The sequence below is a fragment of the Alteromonas sp. AWM4_230 genome (assembly GCF_056158305.1).
This window is the reverse complement of sequence record NZ_JBSWTB010000001.1, coordinates 3,094,255-3,108,550: the sequence shown is the minus strand read 5'-3', so window position 1 is coordinate 3,108,550 and position 14,296 is coordinate 3,094,255. Positions and strand designations below refer to the sequence as shown.

The 14,296-nt window shown below is 44.5% G+C and carries 13 protein-coding genes; 5 read left to right on the top strand and 8 right to left on the bottom strand.

Features of this window, described 5'->3' with window-relative positions; all coding sequences use genetic code 11:
- Window positions 1–151: 151 nt before the first annotated feature.
- The gene (locus ACXACS_RS13380) at window positions 152–1,972 is read right to left on the bottom strand and encodes a M2 family metallopeptidase (RefSeq protein ID WP_474807249.1); all 1,821 of its coding nucleotides are present in this window, start codon (window positions 1,970–1,972) and stop codon (window positions 152–154) included.
- 245 nt (window positions 1,973–2,217) lie between these two features.
- Here ACXACS_RS13380 and ACXACS_RS13375 point away from each other — a divergent pair, with 245 nt between their 5' ends.
- Window positions 2,218–2,520: a DUF4870 domain-containing protein gene (locus tag ACXACS_RS13375; RefSeq protein WP_474807248.1), complete on the top strand. Its 303-nt coding sequence runs from the start codon at window positions 2,218–2,220 to the stop codon at window positions 2,518–2,520.
- 77 nt (window positions 2,521–2,597) lie between these two features.
- Entirely contained in the window at window positions 2,598–2,939 is a 342-nt protein-coding gene (locus tag ACXACS_RS13370; RefSeq protein WP_474807246.1) for a CCC motif membrane protein, read from the top strand.
- A 17-nt stretch (window positions 2,940–2,956) separates the two neighbouring features.
- On the opposite strand, the gene ACXACS_RS13365 is transcribed toward ACXACS_RS13370, so the two are convergent.
- The 3 genes from ACXACS_RS13365 to ACXACS_RS13355 all read right to left on the bottom strand — a co-directional run bounded on the left by ACXACS_RS13365 (window position 2,957) and on the right by ACXACS_RS13355 (window position 5,156).
- On the bottom strand, window positions 2,957–3,235 hold the full coding sequence (locus ACXACS_RS13365) for a hypothetical protein (RefSeq protein ID WP_474807244.1): 279 nt from the start codon (window positions 3,233–3,235) through the stop codon (window positions 2,957–2,959).
- A 180-nt stretch (window positions 3,236–3,415) separates the two neighbouring features.
- Window positions 3,416–4,180, bottom strand: coding sequence for an SDR family NAD(P)-dependent oxidoreductase (locus ACXACS_RS13360; protein ID WP_474807243.1), 765 nt, complete (start codon window positions 4,178–4,180; stop codon window positions 3,416–3,418).
- Between the two features lie 61 nt (window positions 4,181–4,241).
- Window positions 4,242–5,156, bottom strand: coding sequence for a haloalkane dehalogenase (locus ACXACS_RS13355; RefSeq protein ID WP_474807241.1), 915 nt, complete (start codon window positions 5,154–5,156; stop codon window positions 4,242–4,244).
- 245 nt (window positions 5,157–5,401) lie between these two features.
- On the opposite strand from ACXACS_RS13355, the gene ACXACS_RS13350 reads away from it, so the two are divergent.
- The 3 genes from ACXACS_RS13350 (at window position 5,402) to ACXACS_RS13340 (ending at window position 10,700) form a co-directional block, all read left to right on the top strand.
- Window positions 5,402–7,525, top strand: a complete 2,124-nt coding sequence (locus ACXACS_RS13350; protein ID WP_474807240.1) for a 3-hydroxyacyl-CoA dehydrogenase NAD-binding domain-containing protein — start codon at window positions 5,402–5,404, stop codon at window positions 7,523–7,525.
- A 184-nt stretch (window positions 7,526–7,709) separates the two neighbouring features.
- Complete coding sequence (locus tag ACXACS_RS13345; protein WP_474807238.1) at window positions 7,710–8,891, top strand: acetyl-CoA C-acyltransferase; 1,182 nt, start codon at window positions 7,710–7,712, stop codon at window positions 8,889–8,891.
- Window positions 8,892–8,900: 9 nt separating this feature from the next.
- Window positions 8,901–10,700, top strand: coding sequence for an acyl-CoA dehydrogenase C-terminal domain-containing protein (locus tag ACXACS_RS13340; protein ID WP_474807236.1), 1,800 nt, complete (start codon window positions 8,901–8,903; stop codon window positions 10,698–10,700).
- 458 nt (window positions 10,701–11,158) lie between these two features.
- On the opposite strand, the gene ACXACS_RS13335 is transcribed toward ACXACS_RS13340, so the two are convergent.
- The 4 genes from ACXACS_RS13335 to ACXACS_RS13320 all read right to left on the bottom strand — a co-directional run bounded on the left by ACXACS_RS13335 (window position 11,159) and on the right by ACXACS_RS13320 (window position 14,267).
- Entirely contained in the window at window positions 11,159–11,557 is a 399-nt protein-coding gene (locus ACXACS_RS13335; protein WP_118495189.1) for a DUF3718 domain-containing protein, read from the bottom strand.
- 310 nt (window positions 11,558–11,867) lie between these two features.
- Window positions 11,868–12,266, bottom strand: a complete 399-nt coding sequence (locus ACXACS_RS13330; protein WP_474807234.1) for a DUF3718 domain-containing protein — start codon at window positions 12,264–12,266, stop codon at window positions 11,868–11,870.
- A 356-nt stretch (window positions 12,267–12,622) separates the two neighbouring features.
- Window positions 12,623–13,579, bottom strand: a complete 957-nt coding sequence (locus tag ACXACS_RS13325; RefSeq protein ID WP_474807232.1) for a sugar-binding transcriptional regulator — start codon at window positions 13,577–13,579, stop codon at window positions 12,623–12,625.
- On the bottom strand, window positions 13,572–14,267 hold the full coding sequence (locus ACXACS_RS13320; RefSeq protein ID WP_474807230.1) for an HAD family hydrolase: 696 nt from the start codon (window positions 14,265–14,267) through the stop codon (window positions 13,572–13,574). Before ACXACS_RS13320 ends, ACXACS_RS13325 begins: the two co-directional genes overlap by 8 nt.
- Window positions 14,268–14,296: the final 29 nt, after the last annotated feature.

Here is a 14,296-nt window from a genome sequence, read left to right as displayed (position 1 = left end):
ATTAAGAATTATTCATAAGTGTAAGTTACGCTAATGCCGGGGACTTTCAATAGAACAAAAGTTTAAATCGTACAAAAAAGCCCCATGTTAAAGGGGCTTAATTACTTAGAAATGTTAGCAATAGTGCTGTGATTTAATCTTTATAGAAGCATTACCAACCGCACTGGCGTGTTGCGTTTTGCTCATCCAGCCAGTTTTTAAGTGGCGCAAAGTAATCCGCAATAGTAGTTGCATCCATTTGGGGTGAGCCTGTTAGCGTCTCTAGAGCATTCTGCCAAGGTTGGCTCATTCCCATTTCTAACATCTCGTTAAGCGCTTTACCTGCTTCTTCGCTGCCGTAAATAGAGCAGCGGTTTAACGGACCTTCATCACCGGCAATATCACACAGTGCTTTGTGGAATTGGAACTGAAGAATATGCGCAAGGAAGTAGCGTGTATAAGGTACATTAGCTGGAACATGATATTTTGCTCCAGGGTCAAAGGCATCAGCACTGCGTTCAACAGGTGCCATTACACCCTGATACTTTTCTCTTAATTCCCACCAAAGCTGATTGTATTGTTCAGGTGTAACCTCACCAGACATGACCTTCCAACGCCACTGATCAACCATCAAACCAAAAGGAATAAAGGCAATTTTATCAAGCGCTACCTGCATCAGCATACCGATATCATTTGATGCGTGAGGGATTTCATCTATCAAATCAATTTGCTTAAGGTACTTAGGCGTAATTGACAGGGCTATTGTGTCGCCAATGGCTTCGTGGAAACCGTCGTTTGCTGAGCCACGGTAAAGCAGAGGCTGGTCTTTATAAGCACGTTGATAATAGTTATGGCCTAATTCATGGTGAATGACGTTAAATTCTTCGCCAGTCTTTTGAATACACATTTTTATGCGAAGATCGTCTTTGTCATCCAAATCCCATGCAGAAGCGTGACACTGCACGTCACGTCCTTCAGGTTTTTGAAACATTGAACGTTCCCAAAAAGTGTCTGGTAGTTCTTTAAAGCCAAGGGATGAGAAAAATGACTCGGCCTGCTTAACCATGGCTACTTCGTCATACCCTTGTGCAGCAAGCGCACTCGTTACGTCAGGAACCTTCATTTCCTGTTGAGGCTTAACGATGTCGTAGATGTTTCCCCATGACTGCGCCCACATGTTACCCAATAGATGGGCCGGAATTGGCTGGTCTTGCGGTACTACATCTTCACCGTAATGCTCACCAAGTTTAGCACGAACATGACAGTGAAGAGACTCGTAGAAAGGCTCAACCTGTGTCCACAAACGGTCCAATTCTTTTGGGAAGTCGTCTGCCGGCATGTCATATTTACCACGCCATAGCGCACTTACGTTTTCAAACCCAAGTTCCGCCGCACCTTCGTTAGCAAGGGAAACTTGTTCAGCATAAAGTGGTGCCATGGGTTTAGAGACTTCGCGCCAGCCTGTCCAATACTCTAGCAGTTTATCGGCGTCGCGGAGGGTAGCCATTTCAGAACTCATTTCAACCAAGCTCTTACAACTACCATCATCGCTGCAGTATTCACCCGATCCATACATGGCGCTAAGTTCTGACCCAATTTTGGCTAAACGCTCCGCTTTATCCGTGTCTGCCGGTGGCGGCATAGTTAAGCTATTTTTAAGTAAATCAAGTTGTCTTCGGGTATCTACATCAACCTCTACGTCATTAAACTTAGCCGCTTCTTTAGCTAACTTAGCCACTTTTGTTGATAGTACTTCGTTAAAATAGGCACTAACTGCAGCAGTGTCGAAATTGATATTGGTTGCATAGCTCCATTCTGCATGTGCAGCCGGCACCTGCATTTTCGCAATATCATCCTGCGCTTGCTGTAAGAATTGTTTCGCGTCTTGCGCGGTAAGTTCGGGTTTAGTTTCTGTCTGAGTAGTACTCTCGCCACACCCCATAAGCGATACGCTTACTAATGCTGCTATCAGTGTACGTTTATGATTGAGCATACTTTGTCCTTTAATTATTTTGGTTTTAAAGTGAATCGACGTTCACATAGACATGAGGTAGCATTGTGTAACGCTGCGCAGTTTTTGTAAAACAAATTTGATGTTCGAGTTAAGCTCGCTGCGGCGAAACAATAGACGTTTATATTTATCAAATAAAACCAACTCACTAATAAGGAAGAATTTATGTCAACGGAAGAACCGGTTATTGGGGGCTTAATGCTCGCAGCTACTGCACTCTTATCCACGTGTCGCAATTAACAAGCTTTATTATTCCTGGCTTAGGCATTGTTTTGCCAATTGTGCTTTGGATAGCGCATAAAGATCAAAATGAAGATATTAATCAGCACGGTCGAGTAACGGCAAATTGGCTGCTGAGCCTGCTCGTTTATTCGGTGATTTGTTTTATTCTTACTTTTATCATTATCGGCGCCCTAGGATTTATCGTACTTGGTTTGATGAACATCATTTTCGCGATAATAGCAGCGGTAAAAGCTAATAAAGGTGAGCTATGGGTCTACCCACTAAGCTTTCAGTTTATAAAACGCTAGCAGAAAAGGTGGGTTGTCTGTAATTTGAACAATTCATAGGCTGGACATTTAATTATTCATCAAGGAAGAGAAGCACAATGCAAAATCAAACAGATAATAAGATTCCTGGTGCTGCTACTGCTTATTGGACTGCAGTACTGAGCTGTACCTTATTCATTTTCGGTGGGTTTGCAATTGTGTTCTCTTTGCTGTCACTATTTTTGGCTCGCAACGCTAGGAAAAGCCTATCCCTTCCTTACAAGCAATATTCAAACTCATCGACGCTTACTAAAGGGAAAATTATTGCTTACATAGGTTTAGTATTAAACGTTGCTGTTTTAGGTGTCACAATTTGGACTTTGACTACCATTGGCTGGGACGCATGGTCTGATGAATTCGTTCGCAGGTGGAATGAAGGGCTCGAGCAGCACAGTCGTTAGCGACTAGTTATTGAAGTTTATTTTTTGCCTTTGAAGCTACCGCTAGGTAAAGCGTCGTGGACTAGATATTGACCTTTCTTTTTGGCGAAAGTTGGCGACGGCAAAATATCAATACGTTTAAAGGTGTTTAGCGCTAGCGATTTGCTTTGACGAATTTTTTTATAACTCTGAGAGGCGGTAGTTACCTTAAGGGCTGATATTGAAGGTGTCGTTTCTTGTGCGATGCAGAAATTTGAGGCGCTTATAATGGTAAACAGCCCTACAGTGGAAAAAATGTTTTTAATCAGGTTTTTCATCGCATTCTTCTCTTTCTCACTAAGAAAAGATCTCGGAGGCGGTTGCACTCGCCTCCTTAATCGACTTTGTTTGTTCTCCTCCATTACACCCAAAGTAGAGAAAAACCTAAAGGCACTGTGTTATACAAAGGTATAGCTTCTTATACTTAGGGCTAAGATGTTAATTAGCAATTTTGTTCACTACCACGCGGTTACACCGCCGTCTACGGCTATGGTTTGCCCGTTCATATAGCTATTGCCTGGTGACAACATTAGCATCATGGTGTTTACGATTTCTTGCGGCTCGCCCAAACGTTTCATTGGGCTGCCCATGCCAAGCTGTTCCCGTGCCTCAGGGGTATTGTAACCATCCACGTTTAAAATATTAGTTGGGCTATAAAAGGGGCATATGGCATTAACACGAACATTTTTACGGCCATATTCTACAGCTGCGGTACGGGTAATTCCCGACACCGCGTGTTTTGCCGCTGCGTAGGCACCACCTTTAGGCGCTCCGCCTAACCCCGCTAGTGAGCTAACATTGAGAACGTGGCCCTGCTTTTGTGCGAGCATTACTGGAATCTGATGTTTCATTCCAAACATCACTCCTTTAACATTTACAGCAAACTGTGAATCTATAATCTCTTCAGTCATCTGATGCACAGGCGCTGGATTATGGGCAATGCCAGCATTATTTACGGCTATGTCTAGTCTACCGAAGGTTTCCATAGCTTTATCAACTAGAGTTTTGTTTAGCGATTCGCTTGCTATATTGCCTGCTAGCACCACCACATCTGTTAGCGCTTTTACATCGTTCTGCGTTTCTTCAAGGGCGGTTTGGTTAATATCAGAAAGCACGAGCTTCGCGCCTCTGTTAGCAAGTCCTAAAGACAATAAACGGCCAAAGCCGCTGCCCGCACCTGTAATCAATACAACTTGCCCGGTAAAATCGAGTAGAGCGTCCATGGTAAACTCCTAGTTTCTAATATTTATGAAAGTTAAGTCTGTTGATAGTTTGTCGTTGAAACTATTTAAGCTGTGTTTGCCTAACAAATTGAATAAGTAAATTAGCTAGTTCTTCGCCTTTATCTTCTTGAATAAAGTGCCCGCCGTTTTTCACTATGGTATGGGGCATACCTTTGCAGCCCGGCACCAGCTTTTGAAATATCTTATCGCCACCTTTAGTAACGGGGTCACTATCACCAAAAGCGGTAACAAAAGGTTTTTGGAAGTGCTTAAGTTTTTCCCAAGCATTTCTGTTCGCCTGCGCCTCTGCATTATCAGGGCTTGTAGGAACAAGTAGGGGGAACATGCGCGCACCAGCCTTATAACTCTCGTCAGGGAAAGGGGCGTCGTAGGCAGCCAGTGTTGCAGGACTTAATTCGGTTGTCGTTGCATTTTGGATAATGGTTGAAGTTGGGAATTGGGGCACGTCCTGAGAGAAACGACGCCATTTGATGAAAGCATCACTTGGTTGGTGGTCACCGGTCGGCAGTCCGGTGTTAGACACCATTACGCCGGAAAAGCGGTCTGGCATATCTGCAACGAGTCGCAGTCCTAACAGACCTCCCCAATCTTGGCAAAACAAGGTCACCGGGCCTTTAGTGACCTGTGTAAACCAGTCTTTTGTCCATATCACGTGGCGTGCATAAGAATAGTCTTCTTTTCTTACAGGCTTGTCAGAACGTCCAAAACCAATTAAATCCGGTGCTATCACATTGAACCCTGCGTCAGCTAGCAGTGGCATCATTTTTCGATAAAGGTAGGCCCATGTGGGTTCACCATGCATTAACAGAATTGTATGTCCATCTTTAGGGCCGCACTGATAGTACGCCATCGAAATCTCACTACTGATAGTATCAGTGACTTCTGCAAACTTAGGGGAATAGGGAAAATCATTAATATTGTCAAAAGCACTTTCTGGTGTTTTAAGGACCTGCATAGATAAACATCCTTTGTAAATAAAATGTAATTTAATGCTCTACGGTTGTTAACAAAAGCATTGGGGAGCGAAGCTGTCAATTAAAGCTTAAGTAAGCTATGTCAAGGGCTACACGGGAAGGTAAGCTGACAAAAGGGGGAGCGGTCATTATTAAAAATTATGATAAATGTCTATAACACCAATAAACTTGGATGATTAACAACACTGCAATAACATCCAGTTAACGTGATAAACAGGACATGGTTATGACCGAGATGGAAAATAAAGCCGTAGAATATGCAGTACAACAAGGCGTTGCTACACTGACAATGCAGAGCGCGCCCGTGAACGCGCTATCCCGTGCTATTAGAGTAGGGCTAATAGAAGGTATAGATAGCGCACTCAATGACGAAAGTGTCAGTGCAATCGTTATTACTTCTTCACTACCTATTTTTTCGGGGGGGGCTGATATCAGCGAATTCTCTGGCGGCGATCTATCTCCCATGTTGCCTGAAGTATTAGACAAAATAGAGAATGCGTCTAAACCAGTAATCGCAGTGCTTCCAGGTCCGGCGTTTGGTGGTGGTCTAGAGGTGGCGCTAGCCTGTCACCACCGTATTACTTTTGCCGACAACAAGGTCGGTTTGCCAGAAGTTAACCTTGGCATTCTTCCCGGTGCCGGTGGTACACAGCGTTTGCCGCGCCTAGCTGACGCACAAACCTCACTGCAAATGATTGTCACAGGTAAACCAACTTCTGTCGTTAAATTACCCGGTGTATTCGACAAAATTTCTGATAAGCCTGAACATTTACTTGACGATACCAAAGCGTATTTACAAGACTTAACACCTGATAAAGCGATAAAGCGTACCAGTGATATCACGCTGTCCATGTCTGACGAAACGCAGGCGGTGTTTGATGCAGTAACTGCACAAACTAAAAAAGCGACCCGTGGTTTCTTTGCTCCATTAAAATGCATTGAAGCGGTACGCGGTGCTTACACACTCGCTTTTGAAGATGGCCTTAAAAATGAAGGCAAGCTTTTCATGGAATGCATGAACACGCCACAGGCGCGTGCTCAACAGCATTTCTTTTTTGCTGAACGCGCAGCAGGCCATGTGAGTGATTTCGACAAAAATACCCCTGAGCGCAGCATTGAGAAAGTTGCCATTATCGGCGCGGGAACAATGGGCGGCGGCATTGCTATGAACTTTGCCAATGCTGGCATTCCAGTTACCATGCTCGAGCTCAAAGAAGAAGCGCTAGAGAAAGGATTGGCGCTTATTAGAAAGAATTACGAAAATTCAGCGAAAAAAGGCAAGTTAACCCAAGAGCAGGTAGAGAGCCGCATGGCACTGCTTTCAGGTACTACATCGTATGACGATTTAGCTGATGTTGATCTTGTCATAGAAGCGGTTTTCGAAAAGATGGAAGTAAAGAAAACCGTATTCTCGACGCTAGATAAAGTGTGTAAGCCGGGCGCTATTTTGGCTTCGAACACATCGACGTTGGATATTGATGAAATTGCTACTGCCACATCACGTCCTGAAGACGTGATTGGTCTTCACTTCTTCTCGCCAGCGAATGTAATGAAGCTACTTGAAGTGGTTAAAGCTGAAAAGACATCTGCTGAAGTTATTAAAACTTGTATGAAGATGGCTAAGAAAATCAGAAAGGTCGCTGTTTTAGTAGGCGTATGCTTCGGATTTGTGGGCAATCGCATGATTGAACCCTATGGCCGTGAAGCGAACCGATTATTACTTGAAGGGGCAACGCCTGAGCAAGTAGATCGCGTGCTTACCGAGTTTGGCATGCCAATGGGCCCGTTCACCATGGGAGACATGGCAGGTTTAGATATTGGCTATTATGTGCGCCAGTCTCGCCAAGAGCATATCTCTCACGACCCTGCGTATGGTGCTGTAGCAGATCGCCTGGTTGAAATGGGGCGCAACGGTCTAAAAACGGGTCGTGGAGCCTACAACTATGAGCCGGGCAGTCGAGTACCCATTCCAGATCCTGAAGTATTAGAAATTGCTAAGCAGGAAGCTGAACGTTTAGGCGTGGTCCAGCGTTCAGATATTAGTGATGAAGAAATCTTAGTTCGCGTCATGTATTCATTAATAAACGAAGGTGCTGCCATCTTGGAAGAGGGTATAGCGGCTAAATCTAGTGATATTGACGTGATCTATGTCTACGGCTATGGCTTCCCTGTGTATCGCGGCGGCCCTATGCAGTATGCCGATGAAGTAGGGCTTGGCACTATTTTGGATAAGCTAACGACTTATCGCGATCAGCTAGGTGAGTACGGAAAAATGTGGCTTGAGCCGAGTGACTTACTTGTGAAGTTGGCGAAGGAAGGCGGCACATTCAAAAATTATCAACCTAAGTAAACTTAGGTAAAACGTTGGCGGCGTAAACATTGAGCGTTTACGCCCGTCGAAGAAAATTTTAAATATAGCAAAGCGTCTGCTCTAAGAGCCGATTCTAAGAACTGATTCTACGAAATTGGTCTTAGACAAAAAGCGTTAGCGAAATTTAGGCTAAACGTTCAGCCCAACTGAAAGGAACAATACAATGCGTGATGCAGTTATCGTAAGTACAGCACGTACGCCAATAGGCCGCGCCTATAAAGGTGCGCTAAACAATTTGCCGGCCCCTTCATTAGGTGGTCATGCCATTCAAAATGCAGTAGAACGCGCAGGTATCGACCCTGCCAGCGTAGACGATGTAGTAATGGGCGCGGCACTTACTCAAGGCAGCGGCGGCATGAATATAGGTCGCTTAGCGGGTCTTGCTGGTGGATTGCCCGTAACTGTGGCTGGCATGACGCTAGACCGTCAATGTAGCTCTGGTATGTATGCAATTGCTACCGCTGCGAACTCAATTCGCACTGGCGACACCAATATAATGGTTGCAGGCGGTTTAGACTCAATTTCACTTGTGCAAAATAAGAACATGAATATGTTCCGCGCTGTAGACCCTGCACTTGTTGCGAAGCACAAAGATATTTACATGCCTATGCTGCAAACCGCTGAAGTAGTGGGTAAGCGCTACAACATCAGCAGAGATGCACAAGATGAGTACGGTTATCAAAGTCAAATGCGCACCGCAGCAGCCCAAGAAGCAGGTAAATTTAACGACGAAATTGTTCCTATTACTGCAATTCAAGCGGTATTTAATAAAGAAACAGGCGAAACCTCTGAGCGCGAGGTGACCTTGTCGAAAGACGAAGGCAATCGCCCAGAAACAACGTTAGAAGGGCTTAAAGCACTGAACCCTGTTATTGAAGGCGGTTGTATTACTGCAGGTAACGCAAGTCAGCTCTCTGATGGTGCAAGCGCAACAGTAATTATGGATGAACAGTCGGCAGCAAAAGGCAATGCCCAGCCTCTTGGTATTTATAGAGGCATTGCCGTGGCTGGCTGTGAGCCGGATGAAATGGGAATTGGCCCAGTATTCGCCATTCCCAAGCTATTAAAGCAGCATGGATTAACCATGGACGATATCGGTCTATGGGAGCTTAACGAAGCGTTTGCAGTACAGGTTCTGTATTGTCGCGATAAGTTAGGCATTCCAGACGAATTATTAAATGTTAACGGCGGTGCCATTTCTATTGGTCACCCGTACGGCATGAGCGGTGCTCGCATGGTGGGTCACGCACTCATCGAAGGTAAACGACGCGGTGCGAAATATGTTGTTTGCACCATGTGTATCGGTGGCGGCATGGGCGCCGCTGGTCTATTTGAAGTTATATAGGTATTGGGTATGGAAGGTTATAAAGCTCCACAACGTGACGCCATGTTTGTAACACATGAGCTGCTAGATTATCAAAATCACTATCAAAAGCTGGGTTTCGATGAAGCGTCTGAAGACTTAGTGTCTGCAATTTTTGCTGAAGCGGCCAAGTTTTCTGAAAACACCCTTGCGCCAATTAATGCATCAGGCGATGAAGAAGGGTGCAAGTGGGTTGACGGTGAAGTAACAACGCCAAAAGGGTTTAAAGAAGCTTACCAGACCTACGTTGAGGGTGGTTGGCCAAGTATGTCTCACCCAGAAGAGTTCGGTGGTCAAGCGCTACCTTATTCGTTGTCTTCTATTATCGCTGAGTGGTTCTCTGGTGCTAACCACTCGTGGGCTATGTACCCAGGCCTAAGTCAAGGCTGTATGGAAACGCTTAAAGCTCACGGCACAGAACTGCAGCAAAAAATGTTTCTTGAAAAACTAGTAAGCGGTGAGTGGACAGGCACAATGTGCCTAACTGAAGCACACTGTGGCTCTGACTTAGGTATGCTTAAATGCCGTGCCGAGCCTCAAGAAGATGGCAGCTACAGCTTAACGGGCACAAAAATCTTTATCTCTGCCGGTGAGCACGATATGTCTGAAAATATCGTACACATTGTGTTAGCGCGCTTACCTGATGCGCCAGAGGGCACTAAAGGTATTTCGCTATTTGTTGTACCAAAGTTCAACGTATCTGAAGAAGGCGAAAAGCAAGACAGAAACGCGGTAGCCTGCGGCAGTATTGAACATAAAATGGGTATCAAAGCTAGTGCTACCTGTGTCATCAACTTTGATGGTGCTAAGGGCTTCTTAATTGGTCCACCTAACCGTGGCCTAAATTGCATGTTTACCTTCATGAATACCGCGCGTATTGGTACTGGACTAGAAGGTCTTGCTGCATCTGAAGCTTCTTTCCAGGGTGCATTGCGCTACGCGAAAGACCGTATTCAGTTTCGCTCACTAACGGGTCGTAAAAACCCTGATGGCCCTGCTGACCCCATAATTGTGCACCCTGATGTGCGCCGTATGCTATTAACACAAAAAGCGTTTGCTGAAGGCAACCGTGCATTAGCGGCGTACTGTATGCAAATGGTTGATGTCACGCTTTACGGCGATGATGCAGCAGAAAAGCAGGTCGCAGAAGCTAAACTTGCTTTCTTAACGCCTATTGTTAAAGCGTTTTTGACCGAAACGGCTCAAGAAGCAACTAGCTATGGCATGCAGGTTTACGGCGGTCACGGCTTTATCAAAGAGTGGGGCATGGAGCAGTTGGCGCGGGATACCCGCATTTGCACCATGTACGAAGGGACCACTGGTATTCAAGCGGTAGACTTGCTGGGTCGTAAAGTAATGGGTTCTAACGGCGAGCTTCTGAACGTATTCGTACAAGAAGTTCGTGACTACTGTAATTCACTTCGCGACAACGCGCAGTTTAGCGCTTGGACGAATGCCCTGAACTCTCACCTTGATGAGTGGCAACAAATTACCATGGATATTGGTAAAGCCGCGGCGTCGAACCCTGATGAGATTGGTGCAGCCTCCGTTGACTACCTAATGTACTCGGGCTACGTAACCGTGGCTTACTTCTGGCTTAAAATGGCCGTGAAAGCGCAAGAGCAACTTGATGCGGGTAGTACAGAAACTGAGTTCTATAAAAGCAAGATTTTAACAACAGGATTCTATTTTGACCGCTTGTTGACACGCACTCGCTCACTGGTTTCTGCAATGCAGTCAGGCGCTGACAACCTAATGTCTATGCCAGAGAGTATGTTTGCCATAGAGTAAACACATAAAATTGAAACAAGTGCGCTAATATATAACGCACTAAAGGCCGAGAAAATTACGTAGCCGAGAAAATGATTGAACCATTGATCATCGGATATGTTGTTTTACTCGGCCTTTTTGTTCTTAAAGTAATTTAGAGGAAGTGAGCACTTTCGTTTTCTCCCAATACACAAAGGTTGATCATTGCCTAACGCTATTGTTATGGGGAGAGCAGGTTGATGCGTTTGATATAAGTGTGTGAGATAGAATTGAACACCATTTCCCACCGATTACAAAGCGGTTTAATTCAAGCGAGTCGCATTGGCTGCACAGGAAAAAGCCTGAAAGGGTATAAAAAGAAGTGATAGATTTTATAGAGACCTAGAAAGGGGTGAGGCCCCTAAAAGGGGCCTCCAGTGCGGCGTCCTGCCGCTACCATGTTGAACTGTTGCATCACATGGTGTGATTAACTTGTTTTATTAGATTCTGCCGTCGAGTTCAGCTGAAATAGGTGAGCTTTGAAGGCCTTGCTCAGCAATCCAAGCTTGGAGCGTTTTGCCGTCAGACTCTGGCTGAGCCAAGTCTTTGCTTGGCATTTTCTTAACAAGAAGTGTACCTACTTCAACTGCATTGTTGGTAATAGCTGTACGGATCAAACTTTGTCCGTTACAAGAGATACCAGAGTAGTAGTCGCGAAGCTTTAATTTGTAGTCTGACTGAACGCTACGCATTTTTTTACGAAGTTCGCCTTTATCATCTGCTTGAACAATAGTGCAAATGTTAGCTAGTGCTTCGTTTATGTCATTAGCTTGCGCTGCGTTAGAGAAAGCTAAAGTAGAAGCCGCAATTACTAGAGAAGTTTTAACGATTTTCAACATGGTTAAATTCCTTCGTTTGTTGTTATTAAGATTATGTTTGTTCGTTGAGATGTATTAAACCTGAATCTAAGTTACTGAAAAACATGTTGTAAAATAACAAGGTATACCAAAGTATACCTATGAAAAATAAACTTACTTCCTCGCTACTTACCTCACTCGATTTTTTAGCTACCAAAGCAGTCGTATTAAACTTTTAAGGGTAAGCTACATAGTAAAAGGCAATAAAAAAGGCCCCGTAGCAGAGGGGCCTTAGTGCAGCATGTGCTGCTACCATGTTGAATTGGTTCACATGGCTTTGTGAAAACGGTATCTAAATTCTGTCGTTAAGCTCCGCTGAGATTGGCGAGCTTTGTAAGCCTTGTTCTGCAATCCATGCTTGTAAGGTTTTACCGTCAGACTCTGGCTGCGTTAGGTCTTTGCTAGGCATTTTTTTCACCAGCAGTGTGCCTACTTCCACAGCGTTACTGGTGAGCGCTGTGCGGATAAGGCTTTGACCGCCGCAAGAAACACCTGCGTAATAGTCGCGTAGCTTCAATTTGAAGTCAGATTGAACGCGACGCATTTTTTTACGCAGTTCGCTTTTATCGTCAGCTTGTACAATAGTACAGATATTTGCCAAAGCCTCATTTACATCGTCAGCATGAGCTGAGTTAGAAAAAGCTAGAGTAGAGGCTGCAATTACTAGAGAGGTTTTAACGATTTTCAACATGGTTAAATTCCTTCGTTTGTTTTATTAATCGGTTTGTTTGTTCGGGATTAATTAAAAGACAACCAAAGCGTTTAAAAAATACTCACTGAAATAACTAAGTATGTCGACTAATACCTTATACTAAAGGTGTAAGTGGGTGAAGGAGCGCTATAGCCTTTAGTATATAAGGCATTGGTGAGATAGACGGCGGTTTAGAATTTATTGTTAAAGCACCAAATAAAGTGCAAAAAAACAGCGTTTGATGCCGTTTTTTTGCATTTTAACTATGTCGACAAGCGAATTAGCGCCCAGTTAGTCTTAGTGGGTTGGCACTAAAAACACATCAAAGTCCTTTGTTTACTCGGGGGAAGATAGTGTTAGACTTCGAGTAATGCTGATGCTGTTCGCTCTGTTGTGATAAGGCCATTTAAAAACTTAGAGCGAAGTGCGCCCCTAATTGCTTTAAATTTACTATCGCCCGCCGCCACGCCAATAACAGGCTTTTCTGGCGTAGCTTTCAATTTAAAGCTCGTTACTCTTTCATTAATATCGCATTTTATGAGTGCACCTTCTTCATTAAAGATCCAACTTATGATTTCGCCACATGCGCCAGAGTCAGACAATACGCCTAATTCGTCATCGCCGATAAAGCCGTCTTTGTAAAGCGGTGACACGCTACCTAAATTGCCGATACCGACAAAACTAATATCCGCCTGCTCAGCAAGCGCGTGAATGCGTGAAATATGCTGTTGTTGCTGCCACACTTCGCGTTCTGACTTACTTGAGGCTATAACTGGTGTCGGCATGGGGTAATGCTGCGCTTTTACCCTATCAGCAACGTGAACGGCAACATCATATCGTGTAGCTTCGCCGTTATCTGCAATATTGCCTACTAGCGACACTATTTTATGCTGGGGACAATGAAGAAGAGATAGTTCATCTGCACACGCTCGAAGAACACGCCCTGTGCCAAAAGCAATAGTTTGTGGCGTATCAAATTTAAGGGCACGCTCTATAGCGGCAGCGCCTGCTTGGCCGAGTCCCTGTGTGGAGTTAGGATCGTCGTCAACGTTGGGTACCACTTCGCAAAATGTAAGCCCGAATTTTTCTTTAATCCCTTGCGCCAACTCCATGCATCTGGCTATGGGATGCTCCAAACGCACCTTGACCAAGCCTTCTGACATAGATAATGCCACAAGACGCTGAGCGCTCTGACGTGATGTATTAAGGGTCTTTGCAATTTCGTCTTGTGTTTTGCCCCCAACGTAATACATCCATCCTGCTCTTGCTGCTTCGTCTAGTTTGTTGAGTTCGTTTTGTGCTTTCTTACTCATTTATTTTTCTCGCGTCGAAAATGTCAGGGAGAAGAGAATGAAATTCGTCCCATGAATTGAGTGATTTACTGTTATTTGGAATATCAGCTTTTATATCGTTATGTAAATGTGCACCACCGGTAAAGTGAAGGCAGGGCATATTGGCGGCTACTGCTGCGGCTAAACCGGGCTGAGAGTCTTCAATAACTAAGCAGTTTTCAGGTTTTATACCCATGGTTGCGGCAGCATGTAAAAACAGGTCGGGTGCTGGTTTACCATTCTTTACCATAGAGCGCGTGAAAATACGTCCCTCAAAATAAGCGAAAAGGCCGGTGCTTTTTAACGCTTTAGTCGTTCTTTCGGGAGAACTGCTTGTGGCAACACAATAAGGAATGTGGCGGGCATCAAGGTTTGTTAATACGTTTTTGATGCCTGGCGTTCTTCGCAATGAGTGCTCAAACTTTTCATAGAGCAAAGCGTGAAAGTCCTCTTTAACCACCTCAGTCAACTCAAAGCTGAAGTCGGTTTTTAGTATCTTTTCTACGTGTTCTACGCTTTTACCAAGAAAGTGAGCGATAAAGAACTGCTTCGATAAAGAAATGTTATAGTCCGCTAAAACTTCCTGCCAAGCTTCCATAGACAGCACTTCGCTATCAATGAGTACACCGTCACAATCAAAGATCACTAACTTCACGGTATTTGTTTGCAAAGGTTACTTTTCCTCATATCAAAAACACC

Bases quoted from the DNA above. Each gene is read 5' to 3' on its own strand.
- ACXACS_RS13330 (WP_474807234.1), bottom strand. From the start codon at position 12,266: ATGTTGAAAATCGTTAAAACCTCTCTAGTAATTGCAGCCTCTACTCTA.
- ACXACS_RS13370 (WP_474807246.1), top strand. From the start codon at position 2,598: ATGCAAAATCAAACAGATAATAAGATTCCTGGTGCTGCTACTGCTTAT.
- ACXACS_RS13345 (WP_474807238.1), top strand. From the start codon at position 7,710: ATGCGTGATGCAGTTATCGTAAGTACAGCACGTACGCCAATAGGCCGC.
- ACXACS_RS13335 (WP_118495189.1), bottom strand. From the start codon at position 11,557: ATGTTGAAAATCGTTAAAACTTCTCTAGTAATTGCGGCTTCTACTTTA.
- ACXACS_RS13360 (WP_474807243.1), bottom strand. From the start codon at position 4,180: ATGGACGCTCTACTCGATTTTACCGGGCAAGTTGTATTGATTACAGGT.
- ACXACS_RS13350 (WP_474807240.1), top strand. From the start codon at position 5,402: ATGACCGAGATGGAAAATAAAGCCGTAGAATATGCAGTACAACAAGGC.
- ACXACS_RS13365 (WP_474807244.1), bottom strand. From the start codon at position 3,235: ATGAAAAACCTGATTAAAAACATTTTTTCCACTGTAGGGCTGTTTACC.
- ACXACS_RS13380 (WP_474807249.1), bottom strand. From the start codon at position 1,972: ATGCTCAATCATAAACGTACACTGATAGCAGCATTAGTAAGCGTATCG.
- ACXACS_RS13340 (WP_474807236.1), top strand. From the start codon at position 8,901: ATGGAAGGTTATAAAGCTCCACAACGTGACGCCATGTTTGTAACACAT.
- ACXACS_RS13325 (WP_474807232.1), bottom strand. From the start codon at position 13,579: ATGAGTAAGAAAGCACAAAACGAACTCAACAAACTAGACGAAGCAGCA.
- ACXACS_RS13355 (WP_474807241.1), bottom strand. From the start codon at position 5,156: ATGCAGGTCCTTAAAACACCAGAAAGTGCTTTTGACAATATTAATGAT.